The sequence below is a fragment of the Cytophaga sp. genome, from assembly GCF_051961495.1.
In the GTDB taxonomy this organism is placed as follows: domain Bacteria; phylum Bacteroidota; class Bacteroidia; order Cytophagales; family Cytophagaceae; genus Cytophaga.
On sequence record NZ_JBQCDF010000128.1, the window covers coordinates 1 to 22,143 of the forward strand.

At 41.0% G+C, this 22,143-nt stretch carries 14 protein-coding genes and 1 pseudogene; 13 read left to right on the forward strand and 2 right to left on the reverse strand.

Annotated elements, in window-relative coordinates:
- Both ACTHJT_RS06160 and plsY read left to right on the forward strand, forming a co-directional pair.
- Positions 1 to 1,753, forward strand: a pseudogene (locus tag ACTHJT_RS06160) (hypothetical protein); the annotation flags it as partial.
- Positions 1,754 to 1,886: 133 nt separating this feature from the next.
- Entirely contained in the window at positions 1,887 to 2,537 is a 651-nt protein-coding gene (gene plsY, locus ACTHJT_RS06165; protein WP_440237125.1) for a glycerol-3-phosphate 1-O-acyltransferase PlsY, read from the forward strand.
- On the opposite strand, the gene ACTHJT_RS06170 is transcribed toward plsY, so the two are convergent.
- Positions 2,515 to 3,621, reverse strand: coding sequence for an anhydro-N-acetylmuramic acid kinase (locus tag ACTHJT_RS06170; protein ID WP_440237126.1), 1,107 nt, complete (start codon positions 3,619 to 3,621; stop codon positions 2,515 to 2,517). The genes plsY and ACTHJT_RS06170 overlap by 23 nt on opposite strands.
- A 143-nt stretch (positions 3,622 to 3,764) precedes the next feature.
- Here ACTHJT_RS06170 and ACTHJT_RS06175 point away from each other — a divergent pair, with 143 nt between their 5' ends.
- The 10 genes from ACTHJT_RS06175 to ACTHJT_RS06220 all read left to right on the forward strand — a co-directional run bounded on the left by ACTHJT_RS06175 (position 3,765) and on the right by ACTHJT_RS06220 (position 17,595).
- On the forward strand, positions 3,765 to 4,484 hold the full coding sequence (locus ACTHJT_RS06175) for a type III pantothenate kinase (protein WP_440237127.1): 720 nt from the start codon (positions 3,765 to 3,767) through the stop codon (positions 4,482 to 4,484).
- Positions 4,474 to 5,901 carry a hypothetical protein gene (locus ACTHJT_RS06180; RefSeq protein WP_440237128.1) on the forward strand — a complete coding sequence of 476 codons (1,428 nt, stop codon included), beginning with the start codon at positions 4,474 to 4,476 and terminating at the stop codon, positions 5,899 to 5,901. Before ACTHJT_RS06175 ends, ACTHJT_RS06180 begins: the two co-directional genes overlap by 11 nt.
- Positions 5,901 to 6,425 (forward strand): LPS export ABC transporter periplasmic protein LptC, encoded by a 525-nt coding sequence (lptC, locus tag ACTHJT_RS06185; protein WP_440237129.1) that lies wholly within the window; start codon positions 5,901 to 5,903, stop codon positions 6,423 to 6,425. Before ACTHJT_RS06180 ends, lptC begins: the two co-directional genes overlap by 1 nt.
- A 5-nt stretch (positions 6,426 to 6,430) precedes the next feature.
- Positions 6,431 to 6,679 carry a hypothetical protein gene (locus tag ACTHJT_RS06190; protein ID WP_440237130.1) on the forward strand — a complete coding sequence of 83 codons (249 nt, stop codon included), beginning with the start codon at positions 6,431 to 6,433 and terminating at the stop codon, positions 6,677 to 6,679.
- 82 nt (positions 6,680 to 6,761) lie between these two features.
- Positions 6,762 to 8,852 carry a peptidylprolyl isomerase gene (locus tag ACTHJT_RS06195; RefSeq protein ID WP_440237131.1) on the forward strand — a complete coding sequence of 697 codons (2,091 nt, stop codon included), beginning with the start codon at positions 6,762 to 6,764 and terminating at the stop codon, positions 8,850 to 8,852.
- A 135-nt stretch (positions 8,853 to 8,987) separates the two neighbouring features.
- Positions 8,988 to 12,116: an ATP-dependent helicase gene (locus ACTHJT_RS06200; RefSeq protein ID WP_440237132.1), complete on the forward strand. Its 3,129-nt coding sequence runs from the start codon at positions 8,988 to 8,990 to the stop codon at positions 12,114 to 12,116.
- Positions 12,117 to 12,261: 145 nt separating this feature from the next.
- A complete protein-coding gene (locus tag ACTHJT_RS06205; RefSeq protein WP_440237133.1) occupies positions 12,262 to 14,373 on the forward strand; it encodes a hypothetical protein in 2,112 nt (703 codons plus the stop codon).
- The gene (locus tag ACTHJT_RS06210; protein WP_440237134.1) at positions 14,370 to 15,707 is read left to right on the forward strand and encodes a hypothetical protein; all 1,338 of its coding nucleotides are present in this window, start codon (positions 14,370 to 14,372) and stop codon (positions 15,705 to 15,707) included. Before ACTHJT_RS06205 ends, ACTHJT_RS06210 begins: the two co-directional genes overlap by 4 nt.
- An 8-nt stretch (positions 15,708 to 15,715) precedes the next feature.
- Positions 15,716 to 16,735: an SPASM domain-containing protein gene (locus ACTHJT_RS06215; RefSeq protein WP_440237135.1), complete on the forward strand. Its 1,020-nt coding sequence runs from the start codon at positions 15,716 to 15,718 to the stop codon at positions 16,733 to 16,735.
- Complete coding sequence (locus ACTHJT_RS06220; protein ID WP_440237136.1) at positions 16,726 to 17,595, forward strand: SAM-dependent methyltransferase; 870 nt, start codon at positions 16,726 to 16,728, stop codon at positions 17,593 to 17,595. The genes ACTHJT_RS06215 and ACTHJT_RS06220 overlap by 10 nt, the downstream gene beginning before the upstream one ends.
- Positions 17,596 to 17,597: 2 nt before the next feature.
- Here the strand turns inward: ACTHJT_RS06220 and ACTHJT_RS06225 are convergent, their stop codons facing one another.
- Complete coding sequence (locus ACTHJT_RS06225; RefSeq protein ID WP_440237137.1) at positions 17,598 to 17,762, reverse strand: hypothetical protein; 165 nt, start codon at positions 17,760 to 17,762, stop codon at positions 17,598 to 17,600.
- A 112-nt stretch (positions 17,763 to 17,874) separates the two neighbouring features.
- Here ACTHJT_RS06225 and ACTHJT_RS06230 point away from each other — a divergent pair.
- Positions 17,875 to 22,143 (forward strand): hypothetical protein (locus tag ACTHJT_RS06230; RefSeq protein WP_440237138.1); only part of this gene is annotated, 4,269 nt, incomplete at its 3' end.

The window sequence follows — 22,143 nt, forward strand, 5'->3', positions numbered from 1 at the left end:
CGTGGTGATCCGTGAAAATGCCGTGATGGAAACATTAAACAATGCTGTTCTTGACTTTGATACATTAACCAATTACCACCACTTATACGATGGTAATATTGATATCAACGGAAGAAAGAATTTCAACGGAGAAGCATTATATCGTTATGTGAACTTAGGTTCGGATACCTTGCAGATGCTGTTCAGCAATTTCCAGTATACGCTTTCAGATAAGAAGAAAGCCGGAGGTTACACGACCGGTATTGCCCAGGTGCAGGATTCGGATTCATTATTCGTTGGAGATAAAATTCTTTACAAAGGAAATATCACGATGAAATCACCTGAAAAATTCCTGGCGTTTGAAGGTTATATTAAACTTGCCTTGAAAGGACAGCTGAGTTATTCTTCGTGGCTGAAATATACCAACACCGGTTCTTCCAATACAGTATCCCTTGACCTGAATAATGCCGTGTCTGAAAGAGGCAATCCGTTGGTAACTACTTTGTCTTTTGATAACAAGTCAAACCAGCTTTACCCGAACTTTATATCTGAAAAGATTCATCCGGAAGATCAGGATCTATTACCTGTAACAGGTGTGTTCCAGTACAACCCGGATTCACTTGAATTTAACGTAGGTTCTGCAGATAAGCTGAACGGCAAATCATATAAAGGGAATTTCTTGTCCTATAATGACAATACTTCTAAAATAAAATTCGGCGGGATGTTTAATATTTTACGCCCGGATGCGAATGTTAAAGCATATGTCAGCGGAACAGGTAAAGCTTCTCTGGTTGAAGACGAATATAGCTTTAATTATTTCATGGGCTTTGCCTTCAAAGGAAATACGGCACCGCTGGTTGCCATGAGTACTTCTATTGCCAGTTTATCTTTCCCATATACGGAAGAAGCAAATTCATTTTCAGAAGCAGACTCAAAAGCTGCCCAGGAAAAAGATGATCTGTTGTTCCAGAAACTGGCAGAGTTTATTGATAATAGTGGTGTGGCAACCTACAAGGCTAAGCGCGCTTCAGGGCAGAAATCAATTTCTGTATTGAGTCCTGATTTCCAGAAAGCAATTGTATTCAGTGAAGTAAAAATGAACTGGTCGCCGGAATATAAAACGTTCTATAGCGTTGGTCCGGTTGAATTATCCAACATATTAAAAACGGATATCAATAAAAGTATACACGCATTTATTGAAATTAAAAAATCAACGTCGGGAGATATTGTTACCATTTATATGGAGCCGACACATGGCAACTGGTATTTCATTACATACGATGAAAACAGATTGGCTTATGCTTCATCCAGTGCAGATGTTTCAACGGCTATTGCCAGCAAAACCAAAGGCGAAATGCCGGACCGTTCAAAATTCTTTGTTGTGCAGGCAGAAGCTATGGAAGTAAACAAATTCGTTTTCTCATTTAAAGAGCGCTACGGTATTGCAGATGATTATGTAGAGGAGGAAAATCTGTTTGATGCAGGGGCTGATTCGTTGTCGACGGATTCATTGTCTACCGATTCTGTTTCTGTTCAACAGCGGAAACAAATGCAATTGGATGACAAGAGCAATACTGAAGATCGGTTGAATTCAAGCAATCCGGATGAATACAAGGATGATGCAAGCGATCCGAATAAATACAAACTTGATGAACAGGATACGAATTATGAGTCTGAGGAAGAAAAGAAAAATCCGGCAGATAATAAGTCAACTATAGAGGAGCAGCAGCAGAAACAGCGTGACCAGGAGCAACTCAAGAATCTGTTCAAGTAGATTCAGACCAGCTACGGAATCAATCCATATTTTGTGTCATTATTGGAAAAAATGGCTATATTTGCGCTAAAATGCGGAATTCCAAAAATGGAATTCCTGAAACGATCGTGCGTTTAGTCTCGTAAAATAAATTATGACTGAAATACTATATATCATATTAGGTGCTTTTGTAGCCTATTTAATGGGCTCATTTATTACCGCGATCTGGTATGGAAAGCAGTATCATGGTATTGATATCAGGACCTGCGGAAGCGGTAATGCCGGTGCAACAAATACGTTCCGAGTGTTGGGTAAACGCGCTGGTACAATTGTAATGTTGATTGATATTTTTAAAGGCTGGCTGGCAACAAGTCTGGCTGTATTATTGGTTCGTTTTGACATTATAGATCCGCTGCAACTGGATGTATATAAGCTCATTTATGGTCTGGCAGCAGTTACCGGTCATATCTTCCCGATCTTTGAACGCTTTAAAGGTGGAAAAGGGATTGCTACTTTGCTGGGAATGGTATTCAGTATACAGTTTGAAGCTGCGCTGGTTTGTCTGGCGGTATTCTTAATTGTATTGATTGCATCAAAATATGTGTCACTCGGTTCAATCATCTCAACGCTTTCGTTTCCATTGATGATTATTTTCATCCCGAGATTTCACACACAAACTCCTATTGTGATTGTATTTGGCTTTGCGATCTTCTTAATGGTCGTTCTTACACATAAGAAAAATATCAAGCGTTTGTTCCATGGTGAAGAGAATAAGACTTATCTTATTCCACGTAAAAACCACTGATAGAACCATAAATTGCACCTCCGATAGAATCTTTAGAAGCACCGGTAACGGTGCTTTTTGCATTTGGCAGGTTCAGCATCCGGAGCAAACCCAGAAAGCCAAAGATGATGGCTTCTTTGTATTGCACCGTTTCTTTATCCGGCACCACCGGATTAAAAGCCGGACCCGTGTACTGCCGCAGCTGTTCAAGAAAAAACGTATTAAAAGCACCGCCGCCGGTAATCAATACTTTTGATTGATTCTTTTTAGCCGGTATCGCTGAAAGAGCTGCCCCAATCTGTTTCGCACAATGGATCACATACGTGTGCAGCAAGTCTTTTATTTCATGCTTATCAAATGTTTTTATAAGCGGGAACACAACTTCATCTACCCATTCACGGCCAAGTGATTTTGGAAAAGGAAGTTTATAATAAGGCAGCTTTTCCAATTGTTCCAACAATTCCGGAATGAGTTTTCCGTTCCGGGCAATAGAGCCGCCGTCATCATAACTTTTACCTGATTTTAATGCCAGGGCATTCAACACAATATTAATGGCACAGATATCATAAGCAATATTGTTTTCGTGATTCAGAAAACTGACGTTGGCAATGCCGCCAAGATTCAGGCAGCCCGCATATTCAGAGAAGAGCAGTTCATCACCAAGCGGAACAAGCGGTGCGCCTTGTCCGCCAAATGCCACATCAACAGAACGCAGGTCTGTTACCACAGGAAGATGGCAGGCCGCATAAAGGCTTGCACCGCTGCCGATCTGAAGCGTATAACCCTTTGAAGGATTATGGAAAATTGTATGTCCGTGTGCAGCCACCAAATCTGCAGATAAATTCTTTCTCTTTAAAAATGCGGCCACTTCGTTACCTTGAAAAGTTCCGAATTGACGATCCAGAGCAATCAATTCTTCACCGGTTAGCCGCATAGCCTGATTCAGTTTTACTTTAAAATCTTCTGAATAATCTATTGTTTCTGCAGCCAATGTTTTATAGGTCCAGCGGCCGTGCTGTTGTTCAAACCGGCAGACAGCTATATCCAAGCCATCTAAAGAAGTACCTGACATTAACCCGGCAACGGTATACGTTTTATGTTTCATTCTGAAATGTGCAGCGAATGGTTGTAATACTTTGTGTAAGTTACCAATCAAATCCTGAAAGTTAAACTGCGCAGACAAGGATTATGTTTAGGAAACCGGAACCGCATCGCCGATCAGATTGGAAACTTGCCAATATTTGGGGCATGAAGCAGAAGTTAAATATGGTTGTGGATGTTGGCAACACATTCATAAAAACAGGAACATTTATAGCAGATAAACTTATCGCAGCACATACTTTCAGTAGTATTGAAGATGTGCGCGCAAAGATTCTGCAGGAGTCTCCTGAAAACATTCTGGTTTCAAGCGTACGCGGAGATGAAGTATGGGGTGCGATAAAAGATATTGGCCGTTTACACAAGTTAGATGCCGCAACGGAATTACCCATTGCCTTTGACTATGAAACCAGGCAGACGTTAGGTACTGACCGGATTGCAGCTGCAGTAGGTGCCTATACCTTATTTCCGGGCCAGGTAAATTTGTTTTTTGATATGGGAACCTGTTTGACCCATGGACTACTAGATCAAACCAATACTTTCCTGGGCGGCAGTATCAGTCCGGGCGTAGAAATGCGCCTGAAGGCACTGGCGCATTACACAGCAAAATTGCCTTTATTATCTCCCAATGATGCTGAATTAACCGGAAAGTCAACATCCGGTTCTATCCTGAGCGGGGTAATGAACGGAATATTATTTGAAATGGAAGGATTTATTCAGGCCTATCGAAATAAATACCCAGCCATGAACGTATTATTGACTGGCGGTAATGCATCTCTTTTTGAAAAGAGGCTAAAAGAACCCATCTTTGCAATAGCGGAGTTGAATTTAATAGGTCTAAATAGAATACTTACTCATAATGTTTACTGAATTTAAAAGGCTGGTCCTTATAATCATATTATTTTTTGTTGCGACGTTCTCATATTCCCAGGGCTTAGGAAATTCTCCGTATTCGCGGATCGGTCTCGGAGATGGTATGAATTATCAGGGAACCATCCGTAATATGGGTATGGGATATGCGGGGTCATCATTAATGAGCCGAGAGTATATGAACCTGTTGAACCCGGCTGGTTTAGCGAATTTCAGGTATAGAAGAAACGATTCCCTGGTAAAAATAGACGTTGGTTTTACGATTCAGTTTAAAACCTTAAAAAATGACCAGGTTCGCTCTACCTCCAATGGGGCGAATATCAACCACATTGCTTTTACATTTCCGGTTTCAAAATTATACACCACAGGTATTGTACTTGCCCCGCTCACGATCGTGCAGAACAATTATAATTACCAGGCACCTGTGTCAAATGACCCGAATGGTTACAGCGCAAAGTATAACTATGCCGGCGATGGCGGAATTTATCAATTCCGCTGGATGAATGGTGTCGGGCTTACAAAGAACCTTTCTGTCGGGATGACGGCAGCATTCAATTTCGGAAATATTACCCAGGAAGCCACTTCCCAGCTGATTACAGACCCGAGCAGGCCGGATCTGGAGAATGAAGTGGGTTCAAAAAGGAAAACCGTTTATAGCGGACTTTCTTTTAAGCCCGGTGTGATGTATGAGAAACAATTATATAGAAAAGATGCTTTCACCTATAAAGATCCCTATGGTGTGGAGCATGACTCTACCAGAAGCGTACCTACACCGATTTTCTTCAGAGCAGGCGCATCAGCAGAATTCTTTTCACACATAAAAGCAACTGAATCCAGAAATTTATTTGTACGGAATCCTAAAAATCAGGTGACAACAGATTCCTTGCTGACAGAAACAACCGGCAGAGCTTATTTGCCAACTACGCTGCGTGTAGGTACAAGCTTTGAAAAGCCCGGTCACTGGACAATTGCTGCCGATATGATGTATACAGACTGGTCAAATTACAGCAAGAATATTTTCAAGAATGATTCACTCAATCCATCCTCTATCGGTCTTTATTTAGGCGGAGAGTTCATACCACAGTTTGATGCATCGAAGGAACATAAGAAAACGTACCGCGCACACAGAGTGCGGACTTACAGAGCCGGATTTATGTATACTGCGACACCAATCTCCATTGATGGTCACAGATTATATGATTATTCATTCTCCATCGGTGCATCCATTCCGGTTGGGGTAAGAAGCAAGACAGATCAGTCAAGAATGTTTGTACCGTTGTTGCCGAAGGTTAACGTTGCATTTGTTGCGGGACAACGTTCAACATTCGCTTCAAACCAGCTTACAGAAACCTATTACAGAATTCAGCTGAGCATGGTGATTTACGATAACTGGTTCTTTAAACGCCGCATCCAGTAATGATACGCGTTGCCATAGCACTCATTGTCCTTGGTATAACAACTGCCTGTTCAAATTATGTTGAGAAGGTAAAATTTGTTGAACCATACAAAGGACCGATGATGCGGGCAGAAAACATCACGACTATCTACAGTGACTCCGGTCATACCAAGCTGAAACTGCAGGCCCCCGTTCAATTGCTGTTACAGACCAATGACCGTGAATTTCCGCAGGGCATCTATGTAGAGTTTTTTGATGAAAAAAAAGATCCGAAGGCGATACTCACTTCGAACTATGCGATATTTTATAAAAGCGAAAACCTGTATAAAATATCCGGCAATGTAGTGGTCGACAACAAGCGCGAAGGCAAAAAGCTGAAGACGGAAGAATTGTTCTGGTCGCCGGCAACAAAAAAAATCTATACGGAGAAGCATTTAACCATACAAACCGGAAATGAAGTTGTAGAAGGCGTGGGTATGGAAGCCAACCAGGATTTTTCTTTATATTCAATTAAGAAACCAATAGGTGTCTTTTCTGTCAAATAACCGTTATGAAAAGTAAAAGTGTTTTTACCGTAGTCTTATTCTATTCCATGGTCGGAATGCTGTTCATTTCCATTGACCAGAATATGCGGAATGGTTTTGCAGCGAGTTATGCCTTTTATATGCTTACTTTTATGCTGTTTCTGGGTTATACATATCGCAAAACCAATGAATCAAAAGAGGCAAAAGAAGAGGATAAAGACTTGAAAACCAAACAGGATCCAGGCACCAAAGACCCCTCAAAACCAAAACATTAATAATTAATCTTCAAAACGCTATAAGACTTTTGTTTTTACGGAGGTTTGTCGTTATTTTGCAATTCTTTAGAAACGTATAAAAATGGGTATTTTCAATAAAATCAATCAAAGATCTGGCCTCGTAGTAGGTATAATTGTTGCAGCATTGGTCCTGTTCCTTTTAGGAGGAGAGTTTTTATCCAAGAATTCTTTTTTCGGTGGTTTTAACAACAAAGTTGGTGAAATTGATGGCAGCAATGTAAGCGTTGATGAATTTCAAAAAGCCTTGATCAAAGCAGAAGCTTTGTATGGCGGATCCGGCAACACTTCAAATATGGATGATATTGCCTGGAGCCAGCTTGTTTTTGATAAAGTAAACCTGAAAGTTTACGAAAAGGCAGGCCTGGAAATTTCTGAAAAAGAAAAGAAAGATCTGATCGAAGGCGAGCACATGTCTGACATTGTTAAGCAGCAATTCCAGAATGCTGCCGGTGTTCAGCAATTTTTAAAATATCTTGAAAGCGACCAGATACAATCTGAAGAAGAGCGTAACAGCATTAAATCCCGCTGGAGAGCATTGAAAGAATATGTCTTCAATGAGCGTTTACGCACCAAATACGAAAACCTGATCAAAAAATCTGAATACGTTACAAAAGCAGAAGCTGAGCGTTACTACCATGCAATGAACGATAAGGCAGAAGCTGAATATGTATATGTACCATACTACTCTATTCAGGATTCTACCATTACTGTTACAGATGAAATGATGGAAACTTACCTGAAAGCTCATGAAAAAGAGTTTGAAGTAGAAGCAGGAAGATCCATTGAATTTGCTGTATTCAACAATACACCTACAGCACAGGACAGCTCTTATGTAAAGAAGGATTTGGTTGCTTTGAAGGAAGAGTTCAAAACAGCTAAAAACGATACAGCATTCATCCGCTCTAATTCAGACGTTCCTGCAGAACCTGCTTATGTTCAGATCAGCCAGTTGCCTGCAGGTATGGCGGCAATGGCAGCATCACTTCAGGTTGACAGTGTTTATGGTCCGTTTGCATACAATACAGGTTTTTCATTGTCAAAAGTCATTAAGATTGAAAATGATACTAATGTAATGGCTAAAGCCAGCCATATTCTGTTCCTGACAAATGCAACAGATCCGGCTGAGAAAAAAGCGGAAGCAAAACAAAAAGCACAGCAGATCCTTGCTGAAATCCAGAATGGCGCAAATTTCGAAAAAATGGCTGCACAATATGGCGGCGATGGTACTGCGTCAAGAGGCGGTGATTTAGGTTGGTTTGGAAAAGGGCAGATGGTGAAGCCATTTGAAAATGCAATCTTCAGTGCTTCAAAACCAGGCGTATTGCCAAACATTGTTGAAACGCAGTTTGGGTACCACATCATCCGTATTGATGTACCAAAAACAGGTAAGAAATTCCTGTTGGCGTCTGTTCAGAAAAATGTAATTGCACTTAGCCCTACGGTTGATTCTATCTACACACTTGCTTCGAATTTTTCAACGGTAGTAAAAGATACAGCTACATTCCATGCAGAATTGAAAAAGTATCCTCTGGGCGTAGCTAAATTCGTTCAGCCAAACATTGATGGTGCTGCTAAAGGAATTACAGGCATCGCAGAAGCGAGAGAAATTGTTAAGTGGCTTTACAACGATGATAGAGACATCAACGATGTATCAAACGTATTTACAGTAGATAACAAAAATGTTGTTGTACTGGTTACAGGTATCCGTGAGAAAGGTTTAGCACCACTGGCAGATGTAAAAGATCAGATCAAGCCAAAAGTATTGATTGAAGAAAAGGCTAAAAAGATCAAGGAAAAATTAAAAGTTGAAAGCAATTTTGCTGCAGTGGCAAAAGCATATGGTAATGATGCTGTAACAGGTACTGCTGCAGACATCGTATTGTCTTCAGGCATGATTACCAATATTGGTTATGAGCCGGAGGCTGTAGGAACTTTATTTGGTCTGGCAAAGGATAAAATATCTGCGCCTCTTACAGGCGATAATGGTGTGATTGTTCTTAAAAAGAAAAACGAAGTAAAATCTGAAGTTGCAGATTACGCACAGTTTGTTACACAATTGCAGCAGCAGCGCAACAACAGAATTGCATACGGAGTAGTAGAAACCGCTATTCAGAAATCTGTTGAGATTGAAGATCTGCGTTACAGAAACTAATGCGCTTCTAAAAATAGTACTCAAAAGAGTCACGCTGAAAAGCGTGACTCTTTTTTTTATATGGCAATCCGGCAGCGGTTCGTTTATTTTCCAGCATCTAAATATGTATATTGATTACTTGTTACAGTTTTTATTATGGCAGGAACGGCATCCAAATACAATATTATATTTCAGCAGCAACTGGAGAAATTAAATGCAGCTCAGCGGCAGGCTGTAGAAACCATCGAAGGTCCTGTGCTTGTTATCGCAGGTCCGGGTACGGGTAAAACACAGATTCTTTCTGCCCGCATAGGAAAGATTCTCGCATCAGAAGATCTGCAGGTGCAGCCACACAACATTCTTTGTTTAACCTTTACTGAAGCAGGAACAGTTGCGATGCGCAAGCGCTTGCTGGATTTTATTGGGCCGGAGGCATACCGTGTTCATGTATATACCTTTCATGGTTTCTGCAACCAGGTGATTCAGGAAAACCTTGATTATTTTGGTGTACGCAACCTGCAGCCCATCTCTGAACTGGAAACGATTGAACTTTTTCAAAAGCTGATTGATAATTTTGATCCGGCGAGTAAGCTGAAACGGTTTAAAGGCGATATCTATTACGATCAGGAAGGCTTAAAGGAATTATTTAAGAACATGAAGAGTGAAGGCTGGTCTGAAGACCATATGTACCGCCTGATCGATCAATATACAGAAGAACTCAAAGACGATCCTGAACACCAATACAAACGGAAATCAGGAAATAATAAACCCGGAGATCTGAAAGCAAGCTATTATACAGAACTTGAAAAAATGGCCCGGCTGAAAGCTGCCATTGCAGAGTTTGCCAATTTTAATACTGCCATGGCTTCCATCCGCAGGTATGATTACAACGACATGATTTTATGGGTGCTGAAGGCATTCAAGGAAAATCCGTTGTTGTTACGTAATTACCAGGAACGCTATCAATATATTTTAGTAGACGAATACCAGGACACAAGCGGCTCGCAGAATGAAGTGGTTGACTTACTGGCTTCATACTGGGAGCGCCCGAACCTTTTTGTCGTTGGTGATGATGATCAGTCCATCTATCGTTTTCAGGGGGCCAATATTAAAAATATTGTAGACTTCAATATAAAATACAATCCGCAGCTGATTGTATTAAAAGAGAACTATCGTTCCACACAAGCTGTGTTAGATGCTTCGATGGCTGTTATCAAAAATAACAACGAACGTTTGGTGAACAGTGTAAAAGGACTGGATAAAGAACTGGTTGCGAAAGGCGCTATTGCTCAATCGCCGGTTGTGCCAAGAGTGATTGAATATTTTAATGAACTGCATGAAGAAGCAGCCATTGTAAAACAGCTGGAAGAACTGTATAAGTCAGGAGAGGATCTTTCAGAAGTGGCCGTGATATATCGTAAGCATTCTAAAGTTGCGGATATCATCAAGGTGCTCGAAAAAAGAAAAATTCCATTGAATATTAAGCAAAGCATCAATGTGCTGCATTTGCCTTTTGTTCAGAATCTGATTGACATCTTAAAATATATTCAGAAGGAAAATGAATATCCGGATTCAGGCGAAGAGCAACTGTTCCGTTTGATGCATTTTGAATATTTTAACATTGACCCGCGTGACATAGCTATATTATCCAGAAGAACACGCAACCGCGAAACCGGCGTCCGCACTAGTTGGAGGGAGCTGATGGCAAATAAAACAGCATTGCATACTTACGGGCTGCATACGATTGATGCAATTGTTTCTCTTGAAATGAATCTTACCTACTGGCAAAAGGAATTCAACAATATAACCCTGCAGGTATTGTTTGAAAAAATCACTACGCGCGGCGGTATACTTTCCTGGATCATGAATGGGTCTGAAAAGACCTGGTATATGCAGGTGCTGACAACATTCTTCGATTTCTTAAAAGAAGAAACAGCACGCAATCCGCTGCTTACATTAAAAGAATTTTTATCTACCATTCAAAAGATGCTGGATAATCATGTGCGTTTGAATCTGCAGAAAATTATTCATTCAGACCAGGGCGTGAATTTTGTTACGTCGCATTCTTCAAAGGGGCTTGAATATAAATATGTATTCCTGATTGGCTGCGTGTCCAAACAATGGGAAGGACAGACGGATCGCAATACCGGATTTAAAATACCGGCAACCATTACAGAGAATATTGATCACGACAAGGAAGAAGATGAGCGGCGCTTGTTTTATGTAGCTCTTACACGTGCAAAAGAACAACTGCAGATTTCTTATGCAGCCAAAGATGTAAACGAGAAGGAATATGTTTGCAGTCGTTTTGTGATGGAGCTTACGCAGGATGAAAAGATCCGTGCGGAGCACGTCAGCTTAAGTGATGATGAGATTCTGGCGTACAAGCTCGACATCCTGCAGTTTACTGAACCGCCGGTGATACCGTTGATTGATTCGACCTATTTAAATGAGATCCTCGAGAATTATCAGTTGAGTGTAACACATTTGAATAAATACCTGAAGTGCCCGCTTTCATTTTATTTTGAAAACATGCTGATGGTGCCAAGTGCGCGTACCGCTTCATCAGGCTTTGGTACTGCAATACATGAGGCATTGAAAGATTTTTTTGCATCCATGCTTTCAGACGAACAGAAGCGCTTTCCAACGGTGGAATATTTAGCTGATACATTCCGCTTAAAATTGAAAAATGTTCATTCGCACTTTACACCTATTGAATACAGAAATTATGAAGAGTATGGTGCAACGGTAGTATTGCCTGAACTCTATGCTACCTATATTGAAGAATGGCAGAAAGATGTATTACTTGAACACCGCATTGATAATGTAGAATTCAAAGGCATTCCGATCAAAGGGAATGTAGACAAAATAGAACTGTCGGGGAATTCCGTAAATGTAATCGATTATAAAACGGGTAAGTATTCTACGAATAAATCGAAACTGCTTCCGCCAACTGAGAAGGAGCCGCTAGGCGGAGATTACTGGCGGCAGATTATTTTTTATAAAATATTAATTGAAAACGACCGGAAGTCGCAATACAAGGTAGTAACGGGTGAACTGGATTTTGTTGAGCCGGATGCTACAACCAAAAAGCCGACAAAGCATAAAATCTTCATCTCTCCCGGAGATGAGGAGATTGTGGCAAATCAATTAATTGAATCATACGAAAAGATCATGAAACATGAGTTTTCGCAGGGGTGTGGAGAAGAAGATTGTACCTGGTGTACGTTTGTAAGGTACAATTATAAGCCCATGGAGCTTAACACAAAGGATGAAGAACTATAGACTGTATTTATAAGATTTTGTAACACATAAAAGTGTGAAATTTAACAATCTTCTTTTAGTATAAAAATATATTGGATTCGTTAAATTCATTCGTTACATTTATATACGTTAAACATGGCTGTAGTCCCCATATAGCGTACGTTTCATGCAAAATTCATATATAAAATTTATCCTGCTGCTTGTTATTGTTTCGGCAATGCATTTTTCCTGTAAGCGGGAATTTGAAAAGCCACGCTGGAATACGCAGGTAATTGCCCCGCTGGTGAAAAGCAGATTAACAATCCGTGACATTGTTACAGATTCTTCCCAGGTTGAAACAGAATCAGACAACTCAATTACATTGGTGAACCGCCAGAAAATTTTTGATTATTCAATCGATTCACTTGTAGCACTGAATGCTCCACCTTATAAAAAAACAGTTAAGCTGAGTAGCCTGGTGTTATCAGACCAGGAGATCACACAAAGAATCTCACTGGGTACAATTGCAAAGCAATTGATTGCGCAAGGAAATCCATTAGGTGCACAGATTATTCTTGCCGGAAAGTTAGGTATACCACTGGCATTCCCTGGAGCCAATGATATTACGGCTGGTCCGATCAATGTCGATATCAGTAAATTTTTTGTGTCGGCAAATTTATTGACCGGACAAATGATTGTATCTGTAAGCAACGGGTTGCCTCTTACAATTGATAATCTGACATTCTCCCTGAATAATATCACGCCTCCGGGTTTGATAACGACACAGACCTTTACAAACATTGTACCGGGCGCTACGCAATCAAAAACACAAGATCTGGCTGGTAAAACAATAGGCGGGAATATCAATGCAAACATTGACGACATGGATATTGGTTCGGGCGTGATTGTTGTAGACACTTCCGACGCGCTCCTGTTAACATTGAAAGTCCAGAATATATCTGTTACCGAAGCCACAGCGATTTTCCCGGCGCAGGATGTGGTGAATGAAACAACTGATGTAGAACTCACCGGTTTGGAGAATGTTCGCTTAACAAGCACCATTATCCGCCAGGGCACTGTGCGTGCGGATGTATACAGCACGGCAGATGATACTGTTCGCTTCACGTACGAAATTCCGGCAGCGACAAATGAAAACGGCATATTTAAATTTGAAGCGGTGGTGCCGCCAGCTCCACCGAATGGTACTTCGTATGCACAATTCAATTCAGACTTTTCCGGTTATCTGCTCGACCTGACAGGGCAGGATGGAACAAAATACAATACGTTCTATAATACATTGGTCGGCAGGATCAACTATACAGGCAGGCTTGTTACGCTTTCATTGAATGATAGCTTGGACATTACGCTTACCTTGCTTGATGCGAAACCTAGTTATGTAAAAGGCTATTTAGGTCAGGATACTATAGAGGTTGGCCCGGGCACGGTAGATTTTGATGTATTCAAAAATATTTCGGCAAGCAGCTTGCAGTTTCAATCGGCAAAACTGGATATTGTTTTTGAAAACGCATTAGGTATACCAGCCAAGGCAGTATTGAATGAGCTGACTGCATACAACACATCGACAGGCACATCCGTTGCATTATCCGGCACACCGATCAATAAAGAATATCCCATTGCACCAGCGATTGAAGGTGTTGGTGTTTCCATTCCCGTGAATTCAACGCTTGATTTATCTACAGGCTCAAATGTTACCAGCCTGCTGAATATTTTGCCGGATAAAATTACATACAAAGGTTTGTTCGATTCCAATCCTCAGGTTAGTCTGCCTCCATACGACACAACGTATACAGACTTTGCCTATGCTGGTGCAGATATGAAAGCGTATCTGGATATGAGGATACCACTTACATTGATCGCATCCAATCTGGTTCTGTCTGATACAAGTGATTTTGATATCAATACACTGCAAACCGGCGGCTATCAGGATGGAAAATTCAACCTGCTTGTATCAAACGGATTCCCATTGGACCTGAAAGTAGACATGCGGTTTCTGGATAAAAACGGACATCAGATTGACAGCATCATAACAACATCAACCATACTTGCGGCTCCTGTTGATAATACAACGGGAAAGGTCATTGCGCCTAAAGCATCAGCAGTGCCTTTTACGCTTAGTGCAGCAGAAGCCAATATATTGATTCAACAAGGTGCGAAGCTTGTATTTACGGCTCGTTTTGATACCAAGCCAGCGAATCAGAACATCACGATATATGATGACTATGCTATAGAATTTAAATTGGTTGGGGATATAGGCATATTGGTGAATAGCGGGAAATGAAAAAAATCAGTAGTTTAATTTTGATGTTTTTGTGCATAAGCTCTGTATTTGCACAAGTTGAATTTGACAGGCCGGAAGCGTTTTTATTTGAAAGAAAAAATCCGTTGCGCAATTGCACAGATTCCTTGAATAATGCCGGCGATACCGTTTCAACAAAAAGGAAACAATTTTCTGTTGATCAGAAAACCGATTTCACCGGTTACTTCTCTGTCTATGGGAGCGCTTTTGTGAATTCGAATTCCATTACCAACTCTTTTATAAAAGCATATTCATATACCTACTCTTATATAGACGATGATCTGAAACAACAGCAGGTTGATCGGTTCAAGTCTTCAAATCGCATTGGCTCAGACAGCAAGGCCGGCCTTTACGGACAATATAAGCTCGGCAACATACGCGTTGAGGCCGGTCTTAATTATCGTAATTTTAATTCGGCACAATTTTCTGCAGATGCATTCAAACTGGTGTTCTATGGCAACTCCATGTATGCCGGACAAACAGCCAGCCTGACACCATTGAACATGTATAATCTAAATGACCAGTCTTTGTATGTGGGTGTAAAAAAGAATATCGGTAAGAAAGAAAACATGACCCTTGGCGCACGTGTAGCTTTTATACGCGGCGGACGCCTGCAAAAAATAAATTCTAAAAACCTTTCTTTGTATACTGCTTCTGATGGCTCTTATTTAACGCTGAATGGTAAATTCAATATTGCCTATACAGATGACTCTACTTACGCAACCATTCCGCCTATGCATGGTGCAGGTGCATCAACCGATCTTTTTTATTCTGTAAAAGATGACCGCAATGAACTGACAGTTGAGTTGCTTGACCTTGGCTTTATTCGCTGGAATGATGTTGTCACCTATAGTGGTGATGGTTCATATACGTATTCGGGCATTTCAATCGATAACATATTCAATGGCGGCTCTCTAACCGTTGACCCCGTAAACCTGAACACCATTCTTGAAAACATGGGCATTAACAAGGAAGTAAAAGACATGACCTACATCCTCCCTTCGACCTTGAATATTGCTTACTACAGACACATGAATCCCAGGCTTACCCTGTCAGGCGGCGTACGCCAGCAATTCGTTGCAGGCTATGTTCCCAGGGTATATGCAAAAGCAGCATACTACATCAAAAAGGATTTTGTAATAGTACCAACACTTGCTTATGGAGGTTTCGGGAGAGCAGATGTAGAATTGGGTATCTCAAAATCATTTGCAGACCGCATTATTTTATCTACGCATTTGCAATGGTTTGAATATTTAGCCGCTCCGTCTAAAACTTCGGGCCAGGGAATGAGCTTGGCATTCAGTTATTATTTTTAACTTGTAGCATGATTGCTATTCGTGATACGGTAAATTTACTTTCAAAACTTACCTTCAAAAGGTGTATGACCATTTTGAAGGTTTGGATAAGTTACCAGTATTCAAAACGAACAGGCAATGTTGTTCATCCATCCGTTCCGTATTCAATTGCGATAGAACCTACCACTTCCTGCAACCTGCGTTGCCCGGAATGCCCGAGTGGCCTGCGCTCCTTCACCCGTCCAACGGGCATGCTTACCCTGCCGTTATTTTCAAAAGTAATTGATGAACTTTATAAAGAAATTACCTACCTGATCTTTTATTTCCAGGGCGAGCCTTATCTGAATACATCTTTTTTAGAAATGGTAAAGTATGCATCCGGCAAAGGTATCTACACGGCCACATCCACCAATGCACATTATCTGAACGATGAAAATGCACGTAAGACCGTGGAATCGGGACTTGATCGTTTGATCATCTCCATTGACGGAACAACGCAGGAAGTGTATGAACAATACCGCGTGGGAGGAAGCCTGGATAAAGTGCTGGAAGGAACAAAGAATATTGTTGACTGGAAAAAAAAGCTGAATGTATCTACACCACATATTATCTTTCAGTTTCTGGTAGTAAAACCAAACCAGCATCAACTGGAGGATGTGAAGCAAATCGCCAAAACTTATGGTGTTACAGAAGTGCGTTTTAAAACTGCGCAGATTTACGATTACAAGAACGGTTCAGACCTGATTCCCGATATTGACAAATACGCGCGCTACAAAAAAAATGCTGATAATACCTATTCCATAAAAAACAGTTTGTTGAACCATTGCTGGAAAATGTGGCACTCCTGTGTTATTACCTGGGATGGTAAAATTGTTCCGTGCTGTTTTGATAAAGATGCACATCTGGTTATGGGCGAACTGCAGCAATTCAGCTTTAAGCAGATCTGGAACAACGATGCCTACCTGCGCTTCAGGAAATCATTGCTCACATCAAGGAGTGAAATTGATATGTGTAAGAACTGCACGGAAGGAACACAGGTATGGGCGTAGAGAATTCCAAAAAATTTTCATCGCAACATATTGCTCAATACTACGACGTGAGCGAAGATCATTACACCTATTTTTGGGATCTGAATAAAAGTCATTCACTGCATTATGGTTATTGGGATCCTACTGTAAAAAATTTCAGGGAAGCTTTAGCAAAGATCAATCAGGTCCTTGCAGAAAAAGCAAAGATCGGTAAAGGAACAACGGTGCTGGATGCGGGCTGTGGTGTGGGTGGTTCTGTTTTATGGCTCGCTAAAAACAAAGAGGCAATCGTTACCGGAATAACACTAAGTAATAAACAGGCGGCACGCGCCAATCAAAGCATCAAACAATCTGGTCTTGAAAATCAGGCACGAATTGATGTTCAGGATTTCACAAAGACGACTTTTGATACAGCATCTTTTGATGTTGTATGGGCCATTGAAAGTGTTTGTCATGCAGAGAATAAAAATGCATTCATACAGGAAGCCTGGCGTTTGCTGAAGCCCGGAGGACGGATCATACTTGCAGATTTTTTTGTTAATGCCGATGCTGCGCTTCTGCCGGCAGATCAAAAAGCGATAGATACCTGGGCTCATGGTTGGGCTGTTCCCTTCTTTGAGAAAAAAAATAATTTTATTTCTATGCTGAAAGATGCAGGTTTTACATCTGTTGAAACCAGTGATATTACAGAAAATATCCTGCCTTCGGCAAAAAGACTGTATTATGCATTTTTCCCGGGATGGGTCGGATCAAGGATTTATAATTTCTTTCATAAAGGAACAACAGACTTTTCAAAAAATAATGTTTATACAGCCTATCACCAATATGAGACATTGAAAAAAGGGTTGTGGAGCTACTATATTGTTTTCGCCCAAAAATAAGTTTAAGATAATTTCTTACTTTTCTTCAGGTCAGCTGCCGCACAGCCGCATGAACCTTCACAGCCATCATCCTTAATCCGGAAAGCCTTGTAAACCCTGCGGATGAGATAAAAAGCAGCCCAACCTGCAGCAGCTCCTATGATGATATATTCAATATTCTGATTCATATGCGTTCTTATAAAGGTACAATTTTAACGGGGATTAAGTTCCGGAATTATAAATAATTGGTACGATTTTTATAACTTGGTAGCATAGGTGCATACCAATACTTATTCGATTATGAAAAGACTTATACCCGTATTACTGTTCTTTTTTATTTTAACAGCATTTTTTGATTCGAAAGCCCAGACTGTAGCCACATATCAGAAGAAATGGCTCTTTGGAATGAACTGGGGAGGAGCCTGGGAAAATGCCGATGTGCACTCAAGACTGGGAACAGGTTGGGGCTTGACACTGGAGAAAGAAATTATCGCCAACAATACAAGTGTATTTGGTTTTTCATTGCGTGGACGTTACCTGCATACGTGGATGTGGGGCCGGGATTATAACCCCTTTTATGGAGTAAATGTTGACGAAAATTTAAATGGTGTTGCTTATCCTGGCATCGATTATACATCCCAGGGTTTTGTTTACCGGAATTTTTATACAAAGACCGATGAATTTTCACTGGAGGGTTTGTTGATTCTGAATAAATTAAGAGCACACAGCGGCTTTAAGATCTATGGTTTTGGCGGTATTGGTGCGACAGGGTACCAGACTAAAATAAACCAGCTCGATGGTACCAATACCATGTATGATTACTCTTCAGTTTCATCGGTTTCAAAATCATTGACCAAACAGGACCTGAATACATTATGGGACAACACTTATGAAACAAATGGTGTTGCGGGACGCACCCGGAGTTCTTATGTGCTTTCAGGGGCAATTGGTGTAGGTATAGGCATTAAGCTATCTCCGAATGTATACCTGGGCTGGGAACATAAATATACTTACACATCAACAGACATGCTTGATGCAAGCCATTGGAATAACAACAGTACTCCAAGCTTAAAAAATGACCGCTACCATTACAGCAGTTTATTTTTAACAGTAGCACTAGGTGCCGGTACTGCACAGTCAAATTCACAGCCGCCAACACAAACTACTTATCATCCAACGCCTGTAGGGGTTTCCAAACCTGAAATTACGCTGAAGTATCCGAATCAGAATCCGGTGACGTTTGGCGATTGTGTTGCAGACATCAGACTTGTGATCACAAACGTTTCTTCCATTAACCAGATCACCGTACTGGCAGATGGCAGTCCGCTGAACAGTTCTGCTTATAACTATGATAACGGATCAGGTATGCTTAGTATACGTACCATGCTGGCCGGCAATACTACATTCACGATCATTGCAGAGAACGAGTCCGGCAGGGATACAAAATATGTGTACGCTAATTGTGCTGCTATAACAACTCCGACAACACCTGCGCCGAAACCGCAGATTACTATCGTTAGCGCGGTAGGATATAATTGTGTTGCCAATGTAGCAGCTACCATACAGAATATAACAGATTACAGATCCATTCAGGTATTGATGGATGGCAGAACGTTGGCATCCAATCAATTTACCTACGATTCTTATAACGGAATTTTAAAAATCAATGTGCCGTTCACAGGATCAACAACCATTACGATCCGTGTAAATGACAGTGGTTATACAGTTGAAAATTCCGCTACAGTAACCTGTGATGTTACGCCGCCGGTAGTTATACCTGTGCAAACACCACCAACCATTGAAGTAACAAATTCAATGGTATCAAAATCCGGCACAGGATGTACGGCGCAAATTATGGCAACCGTTCTGGGTGTTTCGATGATCAGGGACATTACAGTAACCTGCAATGGCATGGCATTGAGCGGCACTGCATATACCTTCAACCCGAATACCGGTACGCTGAATATTAATTATCCGATTGCAGGAGTTAATACATTCCTGATCAAAGCTCGAAATGCCGGCGGTGAAGTAAACTCAACCGTCAGCCTGAGCTGTGTGAACCAGCCGATCGTATTACCCCCATCAATCATTCTGGTATATCCTGCCACTACTTCAACAGTATCCAATACGTGTAAAGAGCATATTGTTGTTAAAATACCAAATGTTACAACCATCCAGAGTATTGATGTTCGTGTGAACGGTGTATCTATGAACAAGGCTTTGTTGGCGTTTGATGCGAACACGGGTGTACTTGCATTTGATGCGGTGATTACAAGCCAGACACAGATTGATATCCATGCATCCAATACAGGCGGCAACGCAGACCAGTCGCTTGGGATTACCTGTAAACCGGTTGTTGCTCCAACGATCCAGGTATCTTACCCGGCAACAGAACCTTTTGTATCGGCCACCTGCAGCGAAACAGTTGTAGCTACTGTGAAGGGGGTAAGCAGCAAATCAGCTATTCACGTAACATTGAACGGACAAGTGCTTACAACAGGCATTTTGTATGATGTGAATACCGGTAAACTTACGATACCGGTTTCAATTACCGACAGGTCAGACCTTGTGATCAATGCAATCGGTGATGGCGGATCTGTTTCAAAAACATTGACGCTTATTTGTCAGCCTGCACCGAAGCCGGTGATTACCGTTATTGCACCATCTGCGAACCCTGTGGTTTCAGCGTTGTGTACAGAGAGCATTACTGTGCAGGTTCAAAATATTAGTTCTGTTAACGATCTTTCTGTAAAATTAAATGGTGCAGAAATAGCGAAAAGCCAGCTCACATATAACACCGCTTCCGGTATACTGGTATTCCCGGTTACGTTTACAGGAGCATCAACCGTTGTTATACAGGCAACCAATGCAAGCGGGGTAGTGAGCCAATCACTTTCACTGCAATGCAAGCCGGTGGTGGTACCAAAACCTGTTATCAAGCAGATGATACCGGTTGGAACCAATACCATTTCGAAAACTTGTCATGAGCCTGTACAATTACAGATAACAAATTGTGATGCTGTTTCGAATATCACTGTTTTGGTTGACGGGGTTGCACTTGCTGCAGATGCACTTTCATTTGACGTTGCTACCGGCATGCTGTCATTCCAGGTAGCAGTTAAGACACAAACGTCTGTTGTAGTTACTGCTAAAAACAAAGGCGGAATTGCCACAACAACACTTTCCTTCCAGTGTAAGCCTACTGTACAGCCTTCGGTAAGTGTATTACAACCGATAGGTGCGCCGTTTGTTTCAACAAGCTGTTCAGAGAATTTTATACTAGCAGTGACAAACGTTTCAGATATAAATCAAATTGATGTTTTATACAACAATGTTTCAATCGACAGAAATTTATTGAAGTATGATACATTAACGAATAAACTGGCATTTACATATGCATTTACAGGTAACGGCAACTTGTTGGTTAAAGCTAAAAATGATGCAGGCGAAGACTCGAAGACCATACAGCTGCAATGCAAACCTATACTGGCACCTGAGCTGGCAATTGTTAAACCGACTGCGGATCCGCTTATATCTGAAACCTGTAAAGACACGGTGGTTGCTTCGGTTAAGAACATCACTTCGGCAGATAACATAAAAGTATATGCGAATAATACAGCTGTTGCTGCTTCGGATATATTGTTTGATAATGCTTCCGGAACTATCCGTGTAATTAATACCTATACCGGCGACCGTGAAATTAAAATTGTTGTTTCCAATGAAGCGGGAAGTGTAACGAAACTGGCTCACCTGACATGTGCACCTGTTTTACAACCAACAGTTACATTGGTAAATCCCGCAACAGATAATTTCACATCAACTACCTGCCAGGAGAATGTTCTGATGACATTGACCAACATTACATCGATCGATCAGATTGCTGTAAAAATAAATTCGGTGCTTATCGATAAATCAAAATATACCTTCAATGCAGCAAATGGCTTATTGACGATACCTGTTTCTGTAACAACAGAATCGGTTGTTGAAGTTGTTGCAACCAACAAGACAAAGACTGCAGCGAAGACATGTAAAATTGTATGCAACAAAATTCCATTGCCTACTATTAAGATCACAGAACCTGCTTCTGCAGTACTGGATGATTGTAATACAACTGCATCGGCCATATTAACAGATATCACAAGTAAGGATCAGATTGTAATTACCGTAAACGGCGTTCCGTTGGCGACAACTGCATTCACATTTGAAAATAATATTGTTTCATTCCCGCTTGCAGTAAAGAGCAGGTCGGAAGTCATTCTTACAGTAACCAACACTACCGGATCTGCTACCATTAAAAGAACATTGGTATGTAACCTTTCCCAGGTTGTTACCGGGCCGACTGGTACTTGTGAAAACACACAGAAAACTTCAATCACCAATTGCACAACCTGCAACGATACAATTGAGGCTTCAAACGGTGATATAAATGTTCCGGCAAATAAAAAAGTTTGTATAACCAAACCATTCAACGGAAATGTGAACATGAACGGGGGGCAGCTTGTGATCTGTTCAAATGCTACCATTCATAACATCAACTTCAATAGCGGTGATATTGTTATCAATGGAACA

What these genes read in the sequence shown, in the direction of transcription:
- ACTHJT_RS06175 (WP_440237127.1), top strand. Translation starts at nt 3,765, where the DNA reads ATGAAGCAGAAGTTAAATATGGTTGTGGATGTTGGCAACACATTCATA.
- ACTHJT_RS06220 (WP_440237136.1), top strand. Translation starts at nt 16,726, where the DNA reads ATGGGCGTAGAGAATTCCAAAAAATTTTCATCGCAACATATTGCTCAA.
- ACTHJT_RS06205 (WP_440237133.1), top strand. Translation starts at nt 12,262, where the DNA reads ATGCAAAATTCATATATAAAATTTATCCTGCTGCTTGTTATTGTTTCG.
- ACTHJT_RS06190 (WP_440237130.1), top strand. Translation starts at nt 6,431, where the DNA reads ATGAAAAGTAAAAGTGTTTTTACCGTAGTCTTATTCTATTCCATGGTC.
- ACTHJT_RS06210 (WP_440237134.1), top strand. Translation starts at nt 14,370, where the DNA reads ATGAAAAAAATCAGTAGTTTAATTTTGATGTTTTTGTGCATAAGCTCT.
- ACTHJT_RS06180 (WP_440237128.1), top strand. Translation starts at nt 4,474, where the DNA reads ATGTTTACTGAATTTAAAAGGCTGGTCCTTATAATCATATTATTTTTT.
- ACTHJT_RS06225 (WP_440237137.1), bottom strand. Translation starts at nt 17,762, where the DNA reads ATGAATCAGAATATTGAATATATCATCATAGGAGCTGCTGCAGGTTGG.
- ACTHJT_RS06170 (WP_440237126.1), bottom strand. Translation starts at nt 3,621, where the DNA reads ATGAAACATAAAACGTATACCGTTGCCGGGTTAATGTCAGGTACTTCT.
- ACTHJT_RS06215 (WP_440237135.1), top strand. Translation starts at nt 15,716, where the DNA reads ATGATTGCTATTCGTGATACGGTAAATTTACTTTCAAAACTTACCTTC.
- ACTHJT_RS06195 (WP_440237131.1), top strand. Translation starts at nt 6,762, where the DNA reads ATGGGTATTTTCAATAAAATCAATCAAAGATCTGGCCTCGTAGTAGGT.
- plsY (WP_440237125.1), top strand. Translation starts at nt 1,887, where the DNA reads ATGACTGAAATACTATATATCATATTAGGTGCTTTTGTAGCCTATTTA.
- ACTHJT_RS06200 (WP_440237132.1), top strand. Translation starts at nt 8,988, where the DNA reads ATGGCAGGAACGGCATCCAAATACAATATTATATTTCAGCAGCAACTG.
- lptC (WP_440237129.1), top strand. Translation starts at nt 5,901, where the DNA reads ATGATACGCGTTGCCATAGCACTCATTGTCCTTGGTATAACAACTGCC.